A 19,084-nucleotide genomic window follows, 5' to 3' on the forward strand; every position below is an offset into this window, starting at 1 on the left:
GTTCATGTTACCGCTAACGGGCCTTCGTTACCCGGCGCGCGTCCATGTGTCTAGCGCTGTTCGGGAGGCTGTCCAACGCGCCGCCGGGGCGCGAGATTTCGCCGCCGCCCACGCTGGCGGAGACACCTGTCGTACCAGGGAAGCTGGTGGGCAGGCCGCGTAGCACACGCACGGCAAGGAATGCGAAAGCCTGCGCTTCGAGCATGTCGCCGTCGAGGCCCGCGTCCTCCACCGGGGCGACGGGCACCGGCAGATCGGCCAGGGCCGCCATGATCGCCGGGTTGTGCCGGCCGCCGCCCGTCACCAGAAGGCGCGCCGGCGGTTCGGGGCAATGGGTGAGCCCATGCGCCACGCTCGCGGCGATCACGGCGACCCAGGTGGCTGCGGCATGGCTCGGCGGCAGCGCGTCGATCGCCGCGCCGACCTGCCGGAAGGCGTCCCGGTCGAGGGACTTCGGCGGCATCCGGTAGAAATACGGATGGTTCATCACCTGCGCCACGAGGTCGGCATGGACCTCGCCCTCCCGTGCCAGCGCGCCATCGCGATCATAGGGCTGCCCGAGCCAATCGAGGCAGAGATCGTTGATCGGCGCATTCGCGGGCCCCGTGTCGAACGCCAGCAGCGCGCCAGCCGCCTCCATGGGCTTCGACGGGTCGATCCAGGTCAGATTGCCGACCCCGCCGAGGTTGAGGAACGCCAAGGGCTCGGTTGCCCCGATCCAGCGCGCGCAGGCGTGATGATAAGCGGGGGCGAGCGGGGCCCCTTCCCCGCCGAGACGAACGTCGGCGGTGCGGAAATCCCAGACCACGGGCACCTGCAGCACCTCGGCCAGAAGCGCGCCATCCCCCGCCTGATGTGTGCGCCGGGTCGACGGGTCGTGGGCGAGCGTCTGACCGTGGAACCCCACGACCTGCGCCTCGAACCGCGACAGCAGGCGCGCGTGCGCCGTCTCCACGACCTCGGCCGCGGCGGGCACGTCAGCCCCGTCCTGCCACTGCCCCATGGCGCGGGCTATCGCGGCGCGGTCGGCGTCGGAATAGGCAAGGTAGTCAAAGGTTCCGAAGCCCGCGATCGACTCTCCGTCGGTCAGAAGCTCGGCCGCGTCCACGCCATCCATCGACGTGCCGGACATCGCTCCGAGTGCGCGGATCGGCTCCATGCGGGTTCCCCTTGGTCCCTGCCCGCGCTAAGGCGGGTCACTCCCCTAGAAATGGACCGAAAGACCCATGACCTACCACCCCAAATCAGACTTCATGCGCGTGATGATCGAGCGCGGCTTCCTGGCCGACTGCACCGATTACCAGGCGCTGGACGAGGCGCTGATTGCCGGCGTGGTGCCGGGGTATATCGGCTTCGACGCGACGGCGACGTCCCTGCATGTCGGCTCGCTCATCCAGATCATGATGCTGCGCTGGCTTCAAAAGACGGGGCACAAGCCGATCGTCCTGATGGGCGGCGGGACGACCAAGGTGGGCGACCCGAGCTTCCGCGCCGACGAGCGCCCCCTGCTGACGCCCGCGCAGATCGACGCGAACATCGAGGGGATCAAGGCGGCCTTCTCACCCTACGTGAGCTTCGGCGAAGCATCGACCGACGCGGTGATGGTCAACAATGCCGAGTGGCTCGACGGGCTCAACTACCTCGCGTTCCTGCGCGACGTGGGACGGCACTTCTCGGTGAACCGGATGCTGTCGTTCGAGAGCGTCAAGTCGCGCCTCGACCGGGAGCAGTCGCTCTCCTTCCTCGAGTTCAACTACATGATCCTGCAGGCCTACGATTTCATGGAGCTGCATCGCCGCTACGGGTGCCTCCTGCAGATGGGCGGCTCGGACCAGTGGGGGAACATCGTCAACGGCATCGACCTGACACGGCGGATCCTCGACGATCAGGTCTTCGGCCTGACCTCGCCGCTCCTGACGACCTCGGACGGCAAGAAGATGGGCAAGTCGCAGACCGGTGCCATCTGGCTCAATGCCGACCTGCTCAGCCCCTACGAGTTCTGGCAGTTCTGGCGCAACACGACCGATGCCGACGTCGGTCGCTTCCTGAAGCTCTATACCGAGCTTCCGATCGAGGAATGCGAGCGGCTCGGCGCGCTCGAGGGTCAGGAGATCAATGCGGCCAAGATCCGGCTCGCAAGCGAAGTGACGACCCTCCTGCACGGGGCCGAGGCGGCGGCGGCAGCGGAAGCCACCGCGCGCGAGGTCTTCGAGCGGGGCGGCGCGGGCGACGACCTGCCGACGGTGCATCTCGACCCCGTGGAGGCGGCGGAGGGGCTCTCGATCGTGCAGCTCTTCGTGCGAACGGGGCTCGCCAAATCGGGCAAGGAGGCGAAACGCCTCATCGCCGAGGGTGGCGCACGGATGAACGATGCGGCGGTGACGGACGCGGGCCTCGTCGTGGATGCGGGCACGCTCGCCGTTCCCGTGAAGCTCTCGGCGGGGCGCAAGCGCCATGCGATGGTGAAAATCGAGGGATGACGGAACTCCGGTCTGTGGTCGCGGGTTTTTCCGGCAACCACAGCCACATCAGGAGATCACCGCCATGAGTGCCCCCGATACCAACGTCGAGAAGCAAGCCAAGAACCACTACGGCCCGATCATCGGCATCACCGCCGGCCTCGTCTTCGCTGGCATCATGCTCGTCGCCTACCTCTTCTTCATCGCCACCCCCGAGGACGACAGCCCGGACGCCACGCCGACGGGCGAAGCGGTGCAGACCGACGGCAATGCGACGATCACCGAGGAAGACGCCGAGACGGATCAGAACCCGAGCAGCAACTGATCGCAGCATGACGCGGGGCGGCCTGACCTCGACACGCCAGCCGCAATCTGGCCCTTCAGACCCTCGCCGCGTCATCGCCGGGCTAGACCCAGCGATCTCATGCCATGCGGAGGTAAGGGATGGTCGGGGCGAGCCCGACCATCACACCCGACCTCCTAGTCGGCCGAGTACGGTTTTTCCAACGCAAGCATCTCGTTCAGTCGCGCCCAGGTGCAGGCTTCGAAACGCTCCGGCCAGTCGACACGCAGCGTCCGGGCAAGACGACGGGCCCGCGGCAGGAATTCCGCCGCGTAGGTCATGTGGCCCGCGATCATCGCCTCGCGCGTAGCTTCGGGTGCCGGCATGGCCGTCAGAGCCGCTCGCTGCTCCTCGGTCAAAAGGCGGTTGAGGGTCAGCATTCCGCCCCGGTCCGGCACCGCCGTCTCGGCGATCATTAAATCGACAAGCTGATTGCGCAGGTGGAACACGCCAAGCACGCCGTTGATGTATTCCGCGCGCCCGACCGAAAGCGGCAGCAATCCGAGGATGCGGATGAACTCCTCCACGTTGCGACGCAGCCTCTTCGGATCGGGACGCGATGCCGCGGCGGCGGCGGCGAGCCCCGCGAACAAGTCGTCATGGTCGAAGAGCGGTATCAGGCGGTCCTGCGTCTGTCCGCCGAGTTGATCGGGCGTCAGCATAAGCACGTCGATGCGCGTCCAGTCCGCCGTGATCGCGTTGATGAGCACCGGCACGGTCGTGCGGTCCCACCAGAGGATGATCTCGCCCACCTGTTCGACCGCCGTCCGCCAGATGGCCGCGGTGGCATCGCAGGCCCCGTCCTCCGCGACGAGGACGAAATCGAGGTCGCTCCAGTCATCCGCCCGCCCCGCCCCGTGGCTGCCGCCGAGGAAGAGTGCACGGATGCCGTCGGCCCCGACCGTCGCGGATTTCAGGGTCTCGATGACATCTTCGGGGACCACGGCCTCTCCCTCTCGCTGAAGACAAAAAGGCCGCCCCGAGGGGCGGCCTCTTGCACGTCATGCGGGGCCGGTCACTCGGTCACCCGAACGGCGGACATGACGTCCGGTGCGCCGACCACGGCCCCGTTGCGGCCGGTCCCGCGCTTGATCTCCTCGATCACGCCCATGCCGTCGGTCACCTCGCCGACGACGGTGTATTGACCGTTCAGATGCGGCGCGGGCGCGAACATGATGAAGAACTGGCTGTTCGCCGAATTCGGATCGGACGAACGGGCCATCCCGACGACGCCTGTCTCGAAGCTGCGCTCCGAGAACTCGGCCGGAAGGTCGGGACGGTCGCTGCCGCCGGTGCCGGCAAGCGACATGTCGCCGCCGAGACGGCCATGCTGCACGTCGCCAGTCTGCGCCATGAACCCGTCGATGACGCGATGGAAGACGACGCCGTCGTAGGCTCCGGCCTCGGCCAGCGCGGTGATCTGCGCGACATGGGCCGGGGCCACGTCCTCGAAGAGGTCGATGGTCACGGTCCCGTTCGCCTCGCCCGCGACGTCGATTTCGAGGCCGGCGGCGGCGACGGGGCCGGCCAGAAGCGCGAGGGCGAGACCGCCGAGTGCCCTACGCATCGGCGGCCACCTTGACGGAGATCATCTTGTCGGGGTTCGCGGGCGGCTCGCCGCGCGTGATCTTGTCGACGTGCTCCATACCCGCCGTGACGCGGCCATAGACCGTATACTGCCGGTTCAGGAAATGGTTGTCGGTGAAGTTGATGAAGAACTGGCTGTTGGCCGAATCCGGGTTGGCCGAGCGCGCCGCGCCGAGCGTTCCGCGGTCGTGCGGCACGCCCGAGAATTCCGCCTTCAGATCCGGCTTGTCCGAACCGCCGGTGCCGGCGCGCGCGGTGTTGCCACCCTCCTTGCCGTGCTCGACGTCACCGGTCTGCGCCATGAAGCCGTCGATGACGCGGTGGAACACCACGTCATCGTAGGCCCCTTCCCGCGCCAGCTCCTTCATGCGCTCGCAGTGGCCGGGGGCCACGTCGGGCAGAAGCTCGATATGGACGGGGCCGTCCTTCAGCTCGATGATGATCGTGTTCTCGGGATCCTTGATCTCGGCCATGGGTCTTCCTCTGACTGTCTTCGCCGACAGAGCTAGGGCATCGGGCGGCGGAGGGAAAGCCCGTCAGAGGGGCTTGCCCGCGGTGGCATGAAGCTGCGTGCGGGTGTCATCCGAGAGGCGCAGCGCGCGGGCGAAATCGGCGAGGAACGCCTGTTCCGACGGGTGATCCGGGTCGATCGCCGTCAGCGCCGCGGCATAGACCTGGCCCTCGGAGCCGACCGGTACGTCGCGGGCGAGGCCCTCGGGGTCGATCGGCTCGTTCAAAGCGGCATCGATGACCTGCCGATCCTCTTCGGTCTCCGCGTCGCCCATGATGTCGTGCAGCGCCGCGCGCTCCTTGTCGTCGATCCGGCCGTCGGCGCGGACGGCCTGGCCGATGGCGCGGATCATGGCCGCCGCCGTTTCTTCGTCGGTTGGGCCTTCCTCGGCCCGGGCCATCATGACGTCCTCGCTCTGACCGGCCATCGCGGTTCCGCCGGCCATGGCCGCAAGCCCGCCGAGCAGCCCGCCCGCGCCTGCTCCGCGCCCGCCGGAAAGGCCACCGAGGAGACCACCGAGACCCCCTCCGGATCTGCCGCCGGTACCGCTACCCGATGCAAGGCCCGAGAGCAGCCCCCCGAGCCCGCCGCCGCCACCGCCCGCGCTCGACCGGGCCAGCGTCTGCTTCAGGCCGGACATGCCGCCATTGTTGCGAAACGCCTGGTAGCCCTTCGCCGCCGCGAAGGCCAAGGCCATCTTCATGGCCATGCGCTTGAGTGACATCTGCTCTCTCCCGGTGTTGTAACACCCGAAGAGGTAGTATCGCGCCGGGCCGATACTACCCCCTACCCGGCCGGAAGCAGGTTCGGCACGATCGTGACGATCGACGGGAAGAGCCAGAGGATGGCGAGGCCCAGCACCTGGATCAGGACGAAGGGAATGACCCCGCGATAGATGTGGCCCGTCGTCACCTGCTTGGGCGCGACGCCCCGCAGGTAGAAGAGCGCGAAACCGAAGGGCGGCGTCAGGAACGAGGTCTGCAGGTTCACCGCGATCATGATCGTCACCCACTTCGGATCGAAGGTGCCGCCGTAGATGACGGGGCCGACGATTGGGATCACGATGTAGATGATCTCCAGGAAGTCGAGCACGAAGCCCAGGATGAAGAGCACCAGCATCACGATCAGGAAGACCTTGAGCTCACTGTCGAAGCTCTGGAGGAACTGCTGGATGTAGTGCTCGCCCCCAAAGGAGATGAGCACGAGGTTCAGAAGCTGTGACCCGATCAGGATGGTGAAGACCATCGAGGTCACCTTGGCCGTCTCGCGCACGACCGGGCCGAGGACGCCCGAGCGCAGAAGCACCCAGGACGCGAAGAGAAGGCCGAGGAAGGCGCCGTGGTAGGCGAGCTGCGCGATGACGAGGGCAATCCAGTCAGCCGCCGAGGTCGTGCCGACGCCCGTCCGCAGGTCGAAGTTCACCCCGAAAAGAAGCATCACCACGATGGCGAGCGACGCGAGCAGGATCGGCGCGCCGGAGCGGCCCTCCTCCTGCAGCTTGCGGTAGGCAGCCAGCATGATCGCCCCCGCGGCCCCAAGGGCGGCGGCCGGCGTGGGGTTGGTGATGCCCCCGAGGATCGAGCCCAGAACTGCCACGATCAGCACGAGTGGCGGGAAGACCACGCGGATCAGCTCGTTCTGCGCCAGCCGCCGGAAGGCCGGCCAGACGCCGACGAGCGTGATGGCAAGCGGAACGGCCATAATAACGAAGGTCGTGCCCGCGGAGGTGGTCGGGCGGATCAGGAAGATATCGAGGACGAAGGCCAGCACGACACCCGCGGCCCCGATCAGGAGCGGCTTCTCCTCGGCCAGCGGGTTGACGCCCCGCGCGGCGGCGAGGACGAGCGCCATGCCGACGAAGAGCACGGTCACGCCCGTCCCGATGGGCGCGGCACCGGCGATGGCGCTGTTGCGTGCCTCGATCAGCTCTTCCGCCGTCAGCTGGCGCGCCGACTGCACGCCGCCGGCGGCGTCGATGGCGGCCTGCTGCGCGACGGCAGCGTCCCAGGCGGCCTGTCCGTGCAGCTCGATCATCGCGGCCTGGCACATCTCGGAGACGTTGGTGCGCAGGCTCGCCCCCTCGCCCGCCTGGCTGTAGCCGCTGATGGCCACGTCCTGCGCGCCGATGATCCCGAAGAGGCCCAGCACGATCGCCCCGCCGACGAGCGCGACCGGCACCGCGAGGAACCAGATGAGCGCGTCGTTGCGCGTGGTCGTCGAGACGGTGCCGTCGTCGAGTTGGACGGCCGGGGCCTTGCCGGGGTTCAGGAGTGCGAAGCCAAAGGCGTAGGCGCCGTAGAGGAAGGCGAGGAAGATCCCCGGCAAGAGCGCGGCCTGGAAGAGCGTGCCGACGGAGACGACGGCCGGCTCACCCAGATAGGTCAGCGCGTCCGAGCAGCCGACGGAGGCCGCGCGGCTTTCCTGTGCCGTTGAGTAGATGTCGCCCGCGAGCGTCCCGAGGAGGACGATCACGATGGAAGGCGGGATGATCTGCCCGAGCGTTCCGGAGGCGGCGATAACGCCGGTCGCGAGCTCGGGCGAATAGTTGTTGCGCAGCATCGTCGGCAGCGCGAGGAGGCCCATGGTCACCACGGTCGCACCGACGATGCCGGTCGATGCGGCGAGGAAGGCCCCCACGATAACGATGGAGACGGCCAGGCCGCCCGGCAGGGGCCCGAAGACCCGCGCCATGGTCGTGAGCAGGTCGTTGGCGATCTTGGAGCGTTCCAGCGTGATGCCCATCATCACGAACATGAGGACGGCGAGCAGAGTCTCGATCGAGGCCCCGGCAATGACGCGCTCGTTCATGCGGTTGACGATGAAACCGATGTTGCGGTCGAGCGCCGTCTCCCAGCCCTGCGGGAAAAGCGCCTCCTCGACCCGTGGAAGTTCGGGGTATCGGAAGGTGGATATGCTTTCTCGGGCCACGCCCTCCGCGATGAGCGCCGCATATTCGGCCGAGGAGGTGTCGATCGCCTGATGGATCAGGATGCCCGCGCTGTCGAGCGCCGCGATGATCGCGAAGCTGATCGTGCCCGCGCCCGCGATGGCGAAGGCCACCGGGAAGCCCGACATGATCCCGCCGAAGAGGCAGAGAAAGACGATGATCAGGCCGATCTCGACCCCGTCCAGTCCGAAAAGCATTGCGTCGTCCCTCCGCGCCGTCCGCGCGCTTGTCGTTGGTTCCGGCCCGCGCCTTGGGCGGGGCCGTCAGTTCTCTAGCCCGGGCAGACCCGGCGTTCCTGCATCGGCTCCGACCCGGTGAAGACGCGCACGACCTCCACGCCGTCGGCTCCGTATTCGCGGATCACGATGACCGGGCCGATGCGGACCGGGTTGCCCTCGTTGACCGCCGCGCCCTCGTAGAGCGTGGCGTCCGGGGCCGTCGAGATCGGCAGCGGATCGACCAGCGCGAGCGAGCCGGCCTCGCCCCCGGGGAAGAAGCCATCGTCCGAGAGCGTCCCTTCCGCGTAGGTGCCGCATTCGGCCGGATCCGAGGTGTAGAGCGACACGCTCTCGGCTGCCGCGAGGCCGGGGAGCGCGAGGGTGAGCAGAAGAAGAAGCGCGCGCATCAGTGGATCTCCGCCACGCGCTCGGCATCGGCATCGCCGAGCCGGTCGCGATCGAGGTAGCGGCCCGCGCTCAATTCGCCCTCCCGCGCCTCGAGCCAGCTGCGCCAGAAGAACACGCAGGCCTGCGCGAAGGCGGTCGCCACGAAGAGCAGGATCAGGATCTTGAAGAGGAAGTAGGCGTCGAAGCCGTTGGGGCTGAAGCCGATGGTCTCCACGTTCCAGCGCATCGCCCGCGCCTTGAGCAACATCCGGTCGAGCGGATCCGACGCCGAGGTTGCGGGCGTGATGAGACTGCGCCAGAGGAAGAACCAGGAGTATAGCCAGATCAGGATGAGCGCCGGCATCATGAAGACCAGTGCGCCGAACATGTCGATGATCCGCTTGGTGCGGTGCCGGACCGCGGAATAGACGAGGTCCACGCGCACATGGCCGCCCTGTATGAACGTCCAGGCGACGCAGAGGCAGACGATGATCGCGTTGTAGAGCTTCAGCTCCTCCGAGTACCACGACAGGTCGCGCGTGAAGGTCGTGCCGAAGGGGCCGATGCTGATCTCGGAGACGCGGAAGATGCGCTGAAGGAAGACGATGAGCACCTGCTGGATCACCATCAGGAAGCCCGCCCAGGCGGCGATGCGGCCCGTCCAGTTCAGCACGAATTCCGACCCGCGCACGAGGCCCCAGCCGAACCGGTTCGAGAGGCCCACGGCGATCGTCAGGACCGCAAGCAGGGTGAAGAGGACGAAGAAGAGCTCCTCGCTCGCGCCGTAGTAGATGAAGCGCATGACGGCTTCGCTGTTCGTCCAGTCGAGCCAGAGACCCGGATGCGTCAGCGCGTAGACGAGGTTGTAGAAGGCTTCGAGGACGTTGCCGACCAGGTAGCCGAGCGCGCCCAGAACCGTGTCGAAGGCACCCGGCTCGACGGGCTCCGCGCCCTCGGGCAGCGGCGCGTTGCCCTGCAGTCTTTCGAGAAAGGCCTGAAGACCGTTCTCGTAGGGCCAGAGCGGCGTGGCGTCGGCATCGTCTTCCATGTCGTCCCCCGGGTTCGCGGCACCCCTGCCGCGGTGGACCCGCCCGGCACCGGGCCGGAAGGGTCTTGTCCTTGTGTTCTGGGTGGGTGGCGTCGGGCGTCATACGCCCGGGGCTCCGCCCGTGTGATTTGCCCGGAGACTCCACCGGAGCCTCCGTCCTGCCCCCATCCGGGGGCAGGGTTTGGCAAATCAGCCCATCACGCGGTCGCGTTGGGCGCGGTAGGCGCCTTCCGAACGGGTGATCCAGTTGGAGGAGGCGCGCATCGACTCCATCGCCGAGTTGTGGATCTTCGCGAAGAGCTCGTCGCCCATGTTCTCCTCGGTCACGGCCATGGCGGCGGTGCCCATCGCGTCCCAGACGCTGTCGGGGAACTCGGCCAGCTGGACGCCACCCGACTGCAGACGCTGCAGCGCGGTACCGTTGTTGGCGAGGAACTGGGCGAGGTTCCACTGGTGGCACTCACCGGCGGCGATCTCGATGATTTTCTGATGCGCGGGGCTCAGGCTGTCGAAGACGTCGCGGTTCGTGGCGAGCGACAGACCGGCACCCGGCTCGTGGAAGCCCGCGGTGTAGTAGGTCTTGGTGATTTCCTGGAAGCCGGCCTTCTCGTCGGCCCAGGGCCCGATCCACTCGGTGCCGTCGATCGCGCCGGAGGCGAGCGCCTGGTAGACTTCCGCGCCGGGCAGGTTCTGCACCGAGGCACCCATCTTGCCGAGCGCCTGGCCACCGAGGCCCGGCATACGGAACTTGAGGCCCTGGAAATCCTCGGGACCGTTCACGGCGTTGCGGAACCAGCCGCCCGCCTGCGCGCCGGTGTTGCCGGCGAGGAAGGACTTCAGGCCGAAGATCTGGCCCAGCTCGTCGTGCAGCTCCATGCCGCCGGCGTGGTAGTACCAGTTCACCAGCTCCTGCGCGGTCATGCCGAAAGGCACGGCGGTGAAGTAGGCATAGCCCGGATGCTGACCGACGAAGTAGTAGTCCGCCCCGTGGTACATGTCGGCCTGGCCGGACGTCACGGCGTCGAAGACCTCGAAGGCCCCGACAAGTTCGCCCGCGGCCTTCAGGTCGATTGTGAGCGAGCCATCGGACATCGCTGTGATGGTATCGGCGGCGCGCTGTGCGCTGTCGTGGACGCCGGCGAGGCCGCGGCCCCAGGTCGTCACAAGCGTCAGCGTGCGGTTGCCCTGGGCGTAAGCCGGCGCGGCGAGCGCGGCGGCACCGGCAGCGCCGGCCCCGATCGTGGAATTCTTGAGAAATGAACGACGGTCCATCGGAACCCTCCCCTACATGTTCTGTGTCGCCCGCCCTCCCGGCGCGGCAACGGCCCCCCTGACGAGGCGTGGCGCGACGATAGGGATTGGGTCTCGGGAGTCAAATACCGGAAAACCCGTAGATGCGCCGAAAGGCTGGACCGCCGCGGTCCGATCGGAAAGCATGGGCCCGATGCCCCTCGCGGAAAGGAAGGTCGAATGCTCGAAGCCTATCTCATCGTTCTCGTCGGCGTCGCCGCCGCCCAGGCCTCGCCGGGTCCGAATCTCGTCGCCGTGGCGTCGGCCGCGCTCGGCCGCGGGCGCGCGGCGGGTCTCTGGGTCACGGCGGGCGTGGCGAGCGGAATGCTCGTCTGGGCCGTCGCCGTTGCCTTCGGGCTCGGCGCGCTCTTCACCGCCTTCCCCGCCACGCTCGTTGCGCTCAAACTCATCGGCGGGGCCTATCTGCTCTATCTGTCGCAGAAGGGGCTGCGCGCGGCGCTGCGCGGCGGAACCCCGGCGATCCGCACGGACGGTGGCGCGTCCTCGGCGCGGCGCAATTGGGGGCGCGGGCTCATCGTGGTCCTGACCAATCCGAAAGCCGCGCTGATGTGGGCGTCGGTCGCGGTCGTCCTATTCGGTGCGGGGCTCTCGACCGCCGAGGTCGCCCTCTTCGGGCCGGTCGGCGCGACGTCGGGGTTCCTGATATACGGCAGCTACGCGCTTCTCTTCTCGACGCGGGCGGTCGGGTCGCTCTACCGCCGGTTCACCCGCGCCGTCGAGGCACTCTTCGGTCTGGCGTTCGGCACCTTCGGTGCCAAGCTCGTCGTCGACGGGGTGCGCGACCTGCGACCCTGAACCGCTACTCGGCGGCCAGCACCTCGCTCTCCAGTTGCCGGCGCATGACCGAGTTGAACGCGCCCATCTCCGAAAGCTCCGAGATGCGCTGGAGCGCCGCATCGGTATCGTCGAGCGCGCGCAGCGCCTCGACGAAGGGGGCCGCGGTCGATTGCAGGAGGTCGTTCTGGATCACCGAGTTGATGAGCAGCGTCGACTGCGCGCGTTCGAAGAGGGTGATGCACTCCTCCAGAACCTGGAGGTCCCGACCGCCGGTGCTGCAGGCACTCCGCAAATCCTCGGTGAGGATCGCCCGCAGCTCGCCGTGGCGGACGGAATTGAAAAGCTCTCGATCCCGCAGGTCCCGGGCCGCGACAAGCGCCGCCTCGATGCAGTCGAGCGTCTGCGGCGGCTCGGCCGCGAACGTGGCCTTGATCCGCTCGAGCGCCGCGTCGTGCGCGGCCCTGCGGTTGGCGGAGCTGATGAGATCCTGCTCGTATCGCTCCGCGGTCTTCTCCAGTTCGGGCACCTCGGCCGCAATCGCGCCCTTGGCCGCACAGCCGGTACTTGCGTTCGAAACCGGAGCAGCGGGGGTGGGGGCCTCGCCCGGCGCGGTGTAGCTCTTGGAGGCGCGCAAGCCCAACGTCTCGAGGTCCACCCGCCGCGCGGTACCGTCGGCCAGCAGCGACGAGGTGTAGCGGATCGCATATTGTCCCGAGAGCTGATCGCCGATGCTGTCGTAGACCGCCGACAACTGCGCCGGATCCGGGGCCGGCAGGTATTGGCCGCCGGTCGCGTCCGCGATGCTGCGCAAGGTCGCCTCGTCCATCTCGGTGCCGAGCCCGATCACGAAGACGGGCACGTTGACTTCCGACGCCCGCGCGAGCGCCTGCCCGACCGTCGCCGTGCTCAGCGGCTGTCCGGTCCCGTCGTCGTCGACACCGTCCGACAAGAGCACGATCGCCTTGCGCCCCGCCCGGTCCGCCACCAGGTCGACCGATGTCAGTAGACCGTCGTAGAGCGCCGTATCGCCCCGCGCCACGAGCCCCTCGATCGCGCCGATCGCGGCGTCCTTCGTCGTCGCCATCGGAGTCAGCGTCGAGATTTCCCGCTGGAAACTGACGACCTGCACCGCATCCTCGGGGGCGAGTTCGGTGACGAAGCTGGCCGCCGCCGCCCGCGTCGCCTCCATGCGTTTCGACATCGAGCCCGAGACGTCCACGGTCACCACCACCGAAAGCGGCGGCAGCTGCGCCTCGACCGTGAGCGGCTCCTGCTCTACCTCGTCCTCGCTGACGCGGAAGTCGTCCGGTCCGAGCCCGGCTACCGGAGCCCCGTCGCGCAGGACCGTGGCGAAGAGGGCGACATCGGGGTAGCCCTCGGTGTTGATCTCGTTGAGGACGAGTTCGAGGCCCTCGGCCGCGTCCCGTGTCTCGACCCGGGGCTCTGCCGTCTCCTGGGCCGCGACGGGCAGGGCCAGCAGGGTCGCGACGGCGACGGATCGGACGGGCAAGCATGGCATGGATCGGACCTCCCTTTGCAAAAGAGGACTCCGGGGATCTGACGCTACGTCAACCACTTGTCGTCCGGATCGCTCAAAACCGGCGGGATCCGGCCTTGGTACCGTGCAGCCGCTGACGATGCGGAACGGGTCGAGCATGGCCTAGGCGCGGGACGATGCAGCGGATACGCTGGGCGTCGATGTCCCTGCCCCGTCCCTCCTACGGCCAGTCGCTGTTCCTCTTGGCCACGCTGCCGCTCATCCTCGCGGTGAGCGCGATCGCCGTGCTCGTGACCGTGCAATCCGAGCGCAGCGCCACGCGCGAGATCGCCGCGCTCGAGCAGGCGATGATCGAGGCCAAGCGCCGCGAATTGCAGAACTATCTGCAACTGGCGCGGACGTCCTTCATCACGATCTACGGCAACGCGGCCCCCGACGACCAAGCGGCCAAGCTGCGCGTCACGCAGATCCTCTCGGCGATGGTCTACGGACCCGACGGCTTCTTCTTCGTCTACGACTACAACGGCAACAACCTCGTCGCGCCGCGGCAAACCTGGCTCATCGGCCGCGACTGGACGGGCATGACCGACGCCGACGGCATACCCGTCACCGACCGTCTGATCGAACTCGCGCGGCAGGGATCGGGCTATCACAGCTACGAATGGCGCAAACCCTCCACCGGCGAGGAGGCAACGCTTCTGACCTACGTGATCGGCCTGCAGGACTGGCAGTGGGCCATCGGCACGGGTGTCTGGCTCGACGACGTGCTGGCACAGGGGGCGGCCGCCCGCGCCGAGGTCCGGGCCCGCGTGGCCGAGCAGTTCCGCTCCATCGGTGCGATCACCCTCGGCGCGCTCCTGCTCGTCTTCGCCAGCGGCTTCCTCATCACCGTGCGGGAGCGGCGGCTGGCGGACGCGAAGCTCAAGCAACTGACCCAGCGCGTCCTCGACACCCAGGAGGAGGAACGCGGCCGCGTCGCGCGGGAGCTGCACGATTCGATCAGCCAGCTGCTCGTCGGCATCCGCTACAAGCTGGAGCTCGCCCGCCGCCTGACCGCCAAGGGCGAGCCCGCCGCCGAGCAGGCCGTGGACGGGGCCATCGCCGGGCTTCAGGGCGCGCTCGGCGAGGTGCGCCGGATCAGCCACGACCTGCGGCCCGGCGTGCTCGACGATCTGGGGCTCGGGCCCGCGTTGAAGTCGCTCTGCGAGGCCTTCGAGGTGCGCACGGGCCTTCCGGTCGAGTTTCGCACCGTCGTCTTCCGCAACCGCCTCGACATCGAGGCCAAGACGGCGCTCTACCGCATCGCGCAGGAGGCGCTGACGAACGTCGAGCGCCACGCCGGCGCGGGCCGCGTCTCGGTGCGCGTCTTCGGGCACCGACATGGGGCGACGCTCCGGATCGAGGACGACGGACGTGGCCTGCCCGAAGGCGCGGGCACGACCGGCATGGGCCTGCGCAACATGGCCGAGCGGATCGAGCAGCTCGACGGGACGTTGCGCCTCGCGCGCGGCGTGGACGGCCGGGGGACCATCGTCGAGGCCAGCGTGCCGCTCAGTCACCTGCTCGCCCCCGAGAGCGAGGGCGCACCGGCCGGGGGACTTCCGGCCGAAAGCCGGGCATTTCCATAAAGTTCCATTGAAATCCGATGGATAAATCTGATTGAAACCCCTTCGATCGGACGGATCCTTAATCATTGGCCGCTATCCCGACCCCCGCCTGCCCGGAGGTCCGAGATGCGTGCCGTCCCCCTTCCCGTCCTCGAGGACGATGTCATCGCCACCGATCTCTTCGGCGGCAACTTTCTGGCCGACCGATACGTCCTCGGCCGCGACGGCAATATAGAGGCCGCCGTCGACCGCCTCGGCGTCAGTGGTCTGCGCTATCCCGGCGGTTCGCTGACCGAACGGCTCTTCGACATCACCGACCCGAACGCCCCGCGCGTCGAGGAAGACGACGGCAGTGTCGTCGACTTCGTGCCCCTGAACGATTTCCTCGCCTACGCCGAGGCCGCCGATCAATCGGTGACGATCGTCCTGCCGACCCGCGATTTCCTGTCCGCCCGCACGGATGGGAACGGCGATCGTTTCCCCGACTTCGATGCGGAGGCCCTGCGCGGCTTCGTGCGTGACGTGGCCACCGGCGTCCATGGCGATGCCCGTATCGACGCCTTCGAGATCGGCAACGAATATTGGGGCTCGGGCGAGATGACGGCGGTGGAATACGGTCGCCTGTCGTCTCGCATGACGGAGGTCATCGACGATGAGCTCGACCGCCTCGGCGCGGAGACCGGCGAGCCGTCGGAGATCGACATCCTGGTGCAATCGGGTACGAATTTCGGGTTCTCCGACCTTGCCGCCGGCTACGCGGGTAAGGACGCCGAAGCGGTTCTCGCCGACCTGAACGCCCGATACGGCACCGAATTCGGCGAGGAGGTCGTCTTCCCGCAGGGCGCGCTCAACTGGCGGCGCATCAACGACGAGCTGCTGCAACGAGAATTCGACGCCGGCGAGCTCGACGCGGTCGACGGGGTGGTCACGCATCTCTATTCGAAGGATCCGGTTCAACCCGGCCAGCGCGAATTCGGCCTCGACACAATCCAGAAGGTCTGGATCGACGACGCGCCGCATCTCGACATTCATGTGACCGAGTGGAACCAGTCCGCCGCCGAACCCCGCTTCGACAGCGACGGCGACTATGGCCTGCGCCAAGCCCATGAGGTGCTCGACACCTTCGAGACCATGGTGGCCGCCGGCGTCGATCAGGCCCATGTCTGGCCGCTCCTGCAGAACACGCGCAACGCGCTGCAACCCGACGGCCTCGAGGGCGAAGTGAGCCCGAGCGGTGCCCTCTTCGCGATGATGTCGGACGCGCTGCCGGGCAAGCAGATGCTCGACTTCGAGGTGCGCGACGACGACGTCACCGAGTTTCAGGGCCGCACGGCCGACCTTCACGGCTTCTACGGCAAGGGCGAACTCGTCTTCTACCTCGCCTCCACCTCGGAGCGGACCGAAACGCTCTCCCTCGATCTCGGGCAGATGGTGAGGGGTGGCGGGACAGTGAGCGGCCAGCTTCTCGGCGTCCGAGATGGTGACGCCCCGGGCGCGACCGACGCGCGTGCCGAGGTCGAGACGCTTCATCCCGGCACCTTCTACGACGACGGCCACGTCGCGGTCGCGCTCGACCCGGGCGAGATCCTCGAGATCCGCATCGCAGGGTTCAAGCCGACGCCCGGGTTCCGCGAGGTGATGGAAGGCCTCGACACGACACCCGACGCGCCGCCGGTCCCGCCCGAAGACATTCCGCCGATGCTCGACCCGATCATGCCGAGCCCCGACCGCGACGAGCCCGAGGCGGAGGACACGGACAGCGACGACTTCGACGACGACATGCCGGACGCGATCGCCTGGCTCCTCGGCCTGCTGCCGCTTCTCGCGCTCGCCGGTGCCGGCCTCGGCGGGTGAACGGCCGCGCGTGCGGCACAGGTGCGCCTCTCGTGCCGGATTCGTTTCGACCGCAATCCCGCGAACCGCCTTCGAAACGATTGGCGCTGCGGCAGCGACCGCATGGGGTCGCCCGCTGACGGGACCGGCGCGGATCGGCGCAATCGGCTTCCGACCACTTGGCCGAGCCGAAGCGCCGCCGTGAACCTGCGACGGAAGCATCCGTATTTTCGTCGGTACCATTGTCGGGTCGATCGGCACCCTCGCCGCGAAGCTTCCGGTCGCCATCTCGGCTGGATCTCGGCGCGATCCGGAACGGCGGCATTGAGGCCGCGGTCGCGGCTCGTCGATCTTGCCCGAAGGCGTCGGGCGATGGCTTGGCCCCGTGGTCCGTCGGCCCTGCACCGCACACCGCAACGACGGATACCGACGGCCCGCCTGTCACGCCGAGGCCAGGCGACATCGCATGAGGGACCGCGCCGCAAGCCGGCTGAAAATGCGGCCACACCGACACGCGCAAATTGCGCAAAGGCTTGTCCAGAAGCCGCCCCTCTCCTATTGCCCCCTCCATGAATGTGCCCGAGACACGTCGCTCCGTCCGCGTGATGATCGTCGACGACCACCCGATGGTCGCGGACGGCATCCGGGCGTTGCTCGAGACCTACGACGACCTCACCGTCGTCGGCACCGTCTCGAACGGACGCGCGGCCATCGACCGGATCGAGGCACTGAAACCCGATGTCATCCTGCTCGATCTGAACATGCCCGAGATGAACGGCCTCGCCGCGACGGAGGTGCTGCGCGAGCGCAACGCCGATGTGGCGATCCTGATCCTCTCGATGCACGACGCGCCGGAATACGTGGCGACGGCGCTCCGCCACGGGGCGAACGGCTATTGCCTGAAGGATCAGCCGACCGACGAGATCCACCGCGCGATCCGGACGGTGATGGCGGGCGAGCGCTACCTCTGCCCCGGGGCCGAGACGGCGCTGGAGCCGACGATGGACGGCTCCGAGCCGCTCACCTCGCGGGAGCAGACGATCCTGCTGCTGCTGGCGCAGGGACGCTCGAACAAGCAGGTGGCGGGCGAGCTCGATATCTCGGTGCGCACCGTCGAGACCCATCGCAAGAACCTCAAGCGCAAGCTCGGCATCGCGACGACGGCCGGGCTCACGCGCTATGCGCTCGAACACGGGGTGTTGCAGGGGACGGGCCTGACGCCCTGACCGTACGGGTCAGCCGCGACCGAGGATCACGCGCACGTAGTTGCGGGTCTCGCGGTAGGGCGGGATGCCGTTGTGACGCTCCACCGCGCCGGGCCCGGCGTTGTAGGCGGCGAGCGCCAGACGCCAGCTGCCGAACTTTCGGTACTGCATGGCGAGATAGCGCGCCCCGCCCTCGAGGTTCTGCGCCGGGTCGAGCGGGTCGACGCCCAGAATGCGGGCCGTTCCGGGCATGAGCTGCGCGAGGCCGAGCGCCCCCTTGTTCGATCGCGCGCGCGGGTTCCACCCCGATTCCTGCCGCACCAGCCGCAGGAACAGGTCTTCGGGCACGCCGTTGCGGCGGGCAGCGGCACGAGCGGTGTCGATCCAGGCCGACCGCTGGCTGCCGTTGTAGCGCGGGATTATCTCGCGCCCGAGGGTGCGGGTGGTCTCCGGGCTGGTCGGGGCCAGACGGGAGGAATGCGCGTATTGCGACGACAGCCGCCGGTCCATGAGCGCGGTCTGATTGGAGAAGAGATCGCTGCGCGACCGGCTGGAGAAGGTCTGCGCCTCGGCGGCGGCACCCGCGATCAAGGCCGTCACGACGGCCGCGGGCGTGGCAAAACGGATCACGGCAGACCCCTCAACTGTCCCAACGTCGGCGTGCGGACCGTTGGTCGACCGTCGCGCCGTGCGCGGACCCTACCGCAGCGGTCTCCCGAAAGAAACCCTCGGCGGCCCGCCGAGTCATGGACTGTTAACCAAAGGGATGCTCAAAAGGCGAACCAGATTCGCAGGACGGGAGAGCGGCATGGCCGGCAGCGTGAACAAGGTGATCCTCATCGGCAATCTCGGGCGTGACCCCGAGGTTCGCAGCTTCTCGAACGGGGGCAAGGTGTGCAACCTGCGGATCGCGACCTCCGAAACCTGGCGCGACAAGGCGAGCGGCGAGCGCAAGGAGCGAACCGAGTGGCATTCGGTCGCCATCTTCTCGGAACCGCTCGTCCGCGTGGCCGAGCAATATCTGCGCAAGGGCTCCAAGGTGTATCTGGAAGGTCAGCTCGAAACCCGGAAATGGCAGGACCAGTCGGGACAGGATCGCTACTCCACGGAAGTCGTCCTGCGCCCCTACCGTTCGGAGCTGACGATGCTCGATGCCCGCGGCGAAGGTGGCGGGGGCGGCAACTATGGCGGAGGCGGCGGTGGCTACGAAGACCGCGGCGGCTCCTCCTACGGCGGTGGCGGCAACCAGCAGGGCGGCGGCAGCCAGGGCGGCTATGGCGGCCCGTCGGACATGGACGACGAAATCCCGTTCTGAGCCCGCACGCGGCCCAGTCGGAAACCTCGCTGGCGGCC

Annotated in this window: 18 protein-coding genes; 7 read left to right on the forward strand and 11 right to left on the reverse strand. The window is 68.1% G+C overall.

All coding sequences use genetic code 11. The features are described from left to right. Nucleotides 1-13: 13 nt before the first annotated feature. Complete coding sequence (locus tag HSX43_RS12030) at nucleotides 14-1,159, reverse strand: anhydro-N-acetylmuramic acid kinase (protein ID WP_179380382.1); 1,146 nt, start codon at nucleotides 1,157-1,159, stop codon at nucleotides 14-16. 67 nt (nucleotides 1,160-1,226) lie between these two features. Here HSX43_RS12030 and tyrS point away from each other — a divergent pair, with 67 nt between their 5' ends. Beyond that, on the forward strand, nucleotides 1,227-2,480 hold the full coding sequence (gene tyrS / locus HSX43_RS12035; protein WP_179380383.1) for a tyrosine--tRNA ligase: 1,254 nt from the start codon (nucleotides 1,227-1,229) through the stop codon (nucleotides 2,478-2,480). Nucleotides 2,481-2,544: 64 nt separating this feature from the next. Next, nucleotides 2,545-2,784 carry a DUF2273 domain-containing protein gene (locus HSX43_RS12040; protein WP_179380384.1) on the forward strand — a complete coding sequence of 80 codons (240 nt, stop codon included), beginning with the start codon at nucleotides 2,545-2,547 and terminating at the stop codon, nucleotides 2,782-2,784. 155 nt (nucleotides 2,785-2,939) lie between these two features. On the opposite strand, the gene HSX43_RS12045 is transcribed toward HSX43_RS12040, so the two are convergent. The 8 genes from HSX43_RS12045 to HSX43_RS12080 all read right to left on the reverse strand — a co-directional run bounded on the left by HSX43_RS12045 (nucleotide 2,940) and on the right by HSX43_RS12080 (nucleotide 10,772). Further along, a complete protein-coding gene (locus tag HSX43_RS12045; protein ID WP_179380385.1) occupies nucleotides 2,940-3,746 on the reverse strand; it encodes a nucleotidyltransferase domain-containing protein in 807 nt (268 codons plus the stop codon). A 71-nt stretch (nucleotides 3,747-3,817) separates the two neighbouring features. Next, the gene (locus HSX43_RS12050) at nucleotides 3,818-4,369 is read right to left on the reverse strand and encodes a peptidylprolyl isomerase (RefSeq protein ID WP_179380386.1); all 552 of its coding nucleotides are present in this window, start codon (nucleotides 4,367-4,369) and stop codon (nucleotides 3,818-3,820) included. Next, the gene (locus HSX43_RS12055) at nucleotides 4,362-4,862 is read right to left on the reverse strand and encodes a peptidylprolyl isomerase (RefSeq protein WP_179380387.1); all 501 of its coding nucleotides are present in this window, start codon (nucleotides 4,860-4,862) and stop codon (nucleotides 4,362-4,364) included. The genes HSX43_RS12050 and HSX43_RS12055 overlap by 8 nt, the downstream gene beginning before the upstream one ends. Nucleotides 4,863-4,925: 63 nt before the next feature. Next, nucleotides 4,926-5,624 (reverse strand): DUF533 domain-containing protein, encoded by a 699-nt coding sequence (locus HSX43_RS12060; protein WP_179380388.1) that lies wholly within the window; start codon nucleotides 5,622-5,624, stop codon nucleotides 4,926-4,928. 62 nt (nucleotides 5,625-5,686) lie between these two features. Next, nucleotides 5,687-8,044, reverse strand: a complete 2,358-nt coding sequence (locus tag HSX43_RS12065; RefSeq protein WP_179380389.1) for a TRAP transporter large permease — start codon at nucleotides 8,042-8,044, stop codon at nucleotides 5,687-5,689. Nucleotides 8,045-8,118: 74 nt separating this feature from the next. Beyond that, entirely contained in the window at nucleotides 8,119-8,472 is a 354-nt protein-coding gene (locus tag HSX43_RS12070; protein WP_179380390.1) for a hypothetical protein, read from the reverse strand. Then, complete coding sequence (locus tag HSX43_RS12075) at nucleotides 8,472-9,500, reverse strand: TRAP transporter small permease subunit (RefSeq protein ID WP_179380391.1); 1,029 nt, start codon at nucleotides 9,498-9,500, stop codon at nucleotides 8,472-8,474. The genes HSX43_RS12070 and HSX43_RS12075 overlap by 1 nt, the downstream gene beginning before the upstream one ends. Nucleotides 9,501-9,689: 189 nt before the next feature. Further along, nucleotides 9,690-10,772: a TRAP transporter substrate-binding protein gene (locus HSX43_RS12080; RefSeq protein ID WP_179380392.1), complete on the reverse strand. Its 1,083-nt coding sequence runs from the start codon at nucleotides 10,770-10,772 to the stop codon at nucleotides 9,690-9,692. Nucleotides 10,773-10,970: 198 nt separating this feature from the next. On the opposite strand from HSX43_RS12080, the gene HSX43_RS12085 reads away from it, so the two are divergent. Beyond that, a complete protein-coding gene (locus HSX43_RS12085) occupies nucleotides 10,971-11,606 on the forward strand; it encodes a LysE family translocator (RefSeq protein WP_179380393.1) in 636 nt (211 codons plus the stop codon). Nucleotides 11,607-11,610: 4 nt separating this feature from the next. Here HSX43_RS12085 and HSX43_RS12090 read toward each other — a convergent pair whose 3' ends face one another. Continuing rightward, complete coding sequence (locus HSX43_RS12090) at nucleotides 11,611-13,098, reverse strand: vWA domain-containing protein (RefSeq protein WP_179380394.1); 1,488 nt, start codon at nucleotides 13,096-13,098, stop codon at nucleotides 11,611-11,613. A gap of 164 nt (nucleotides 13,099-13,262) precedes the next feature. On the opposite strand from HSX43_RS12090, the gene HSX43_RS12095 reads away from it, so the two are divergent. The 3 genes from HSX43_RS12095 (at nucleotide 13,263) to HSX43_RS12105 (ending at nucleotide 17,752) form a co-directional block, all read left to right on the forward strand. Then, complete coding sequence (locus HSX43_RS12095) at nucleotides 13,263-14,714, forward strand: cache domain-containing protein (RefSeq protein ID WP_179380395.1); 1,452 nt, start codon at nucleotides 13,263-13,265, stop codon at nucleotides 14,712-14,714. A 105-nt stretch (nucleotides 14,715-14,819) separates the two neighbouring features. Beyond that, a complete protein-coding gene (locus HSX43_RS12100) occupies nucleotides 14,820-16,547 on the forward strand; it encodes a type I secretion protein (protein WP_179380396.1) in 1,728 nt (575 codons plus the stop codon). Between the two features lie 548 nt (nucleotides 16,548-17,095). Next, entirely contained in the window at nucleotides 17,096-17,752 is a 657-nt protein-coding gene (locus HSX43_RS12105) for a response regulator transcription factor (protein ID WP_179380397.1), read from the forward strand. A gap of 9 nt (nucleotides 17,753-17,761) precedes the next feature. Here the strand turns inward: HSX43_RS12105 and HSX43_RS12110 are convergent, their stop codons facing one another. Continuing rightward, nucleotides 17,762-18,361 (reverse strand): lytic transglycosylase domain-containing protein, encoded by a 600-nt coding sequence (locus HSX43_RS12110; RefSeq protein ID WP_179380398.1) that lies wholly within the window; start codon nucleotides 18,359-18,361, stop codon nucleotides 17,762-17,764. A 178-nt stretch (nucleotides 18,362-18,539) separates the two neighbouring features. Between HSX43_RS12110 and ssb the strand changes: the two genes are divergently transcribed. Continuing rightward, nucleotides 18,540-19,046 carry a single-stranded DNA-binding protein gene (gene ssb, locus HSX43_RS12115; RefSeq protein WP_179380399.1) on the forward strand — a complete coding sequence of 169 codons (507 nt, stop codon included), beginning with the start codon at nucleotides 18,540-18,542 and terminating at the stop codon, nucleotides 19,044-19,046. Nucleotides 19,047-19,084: the final 38 nt, after the last annotated feature.

It is taken from the genome of Jannaschia marina, from assembly GCF_013404595.1.
Classification (GTDB): domain Bacteria; phylum Pseudomonadota; class Alphaproteobacteria; order Rhodobacterales; family Rhodobacteraceae; genus Jannaschia; species Jannaschia marina.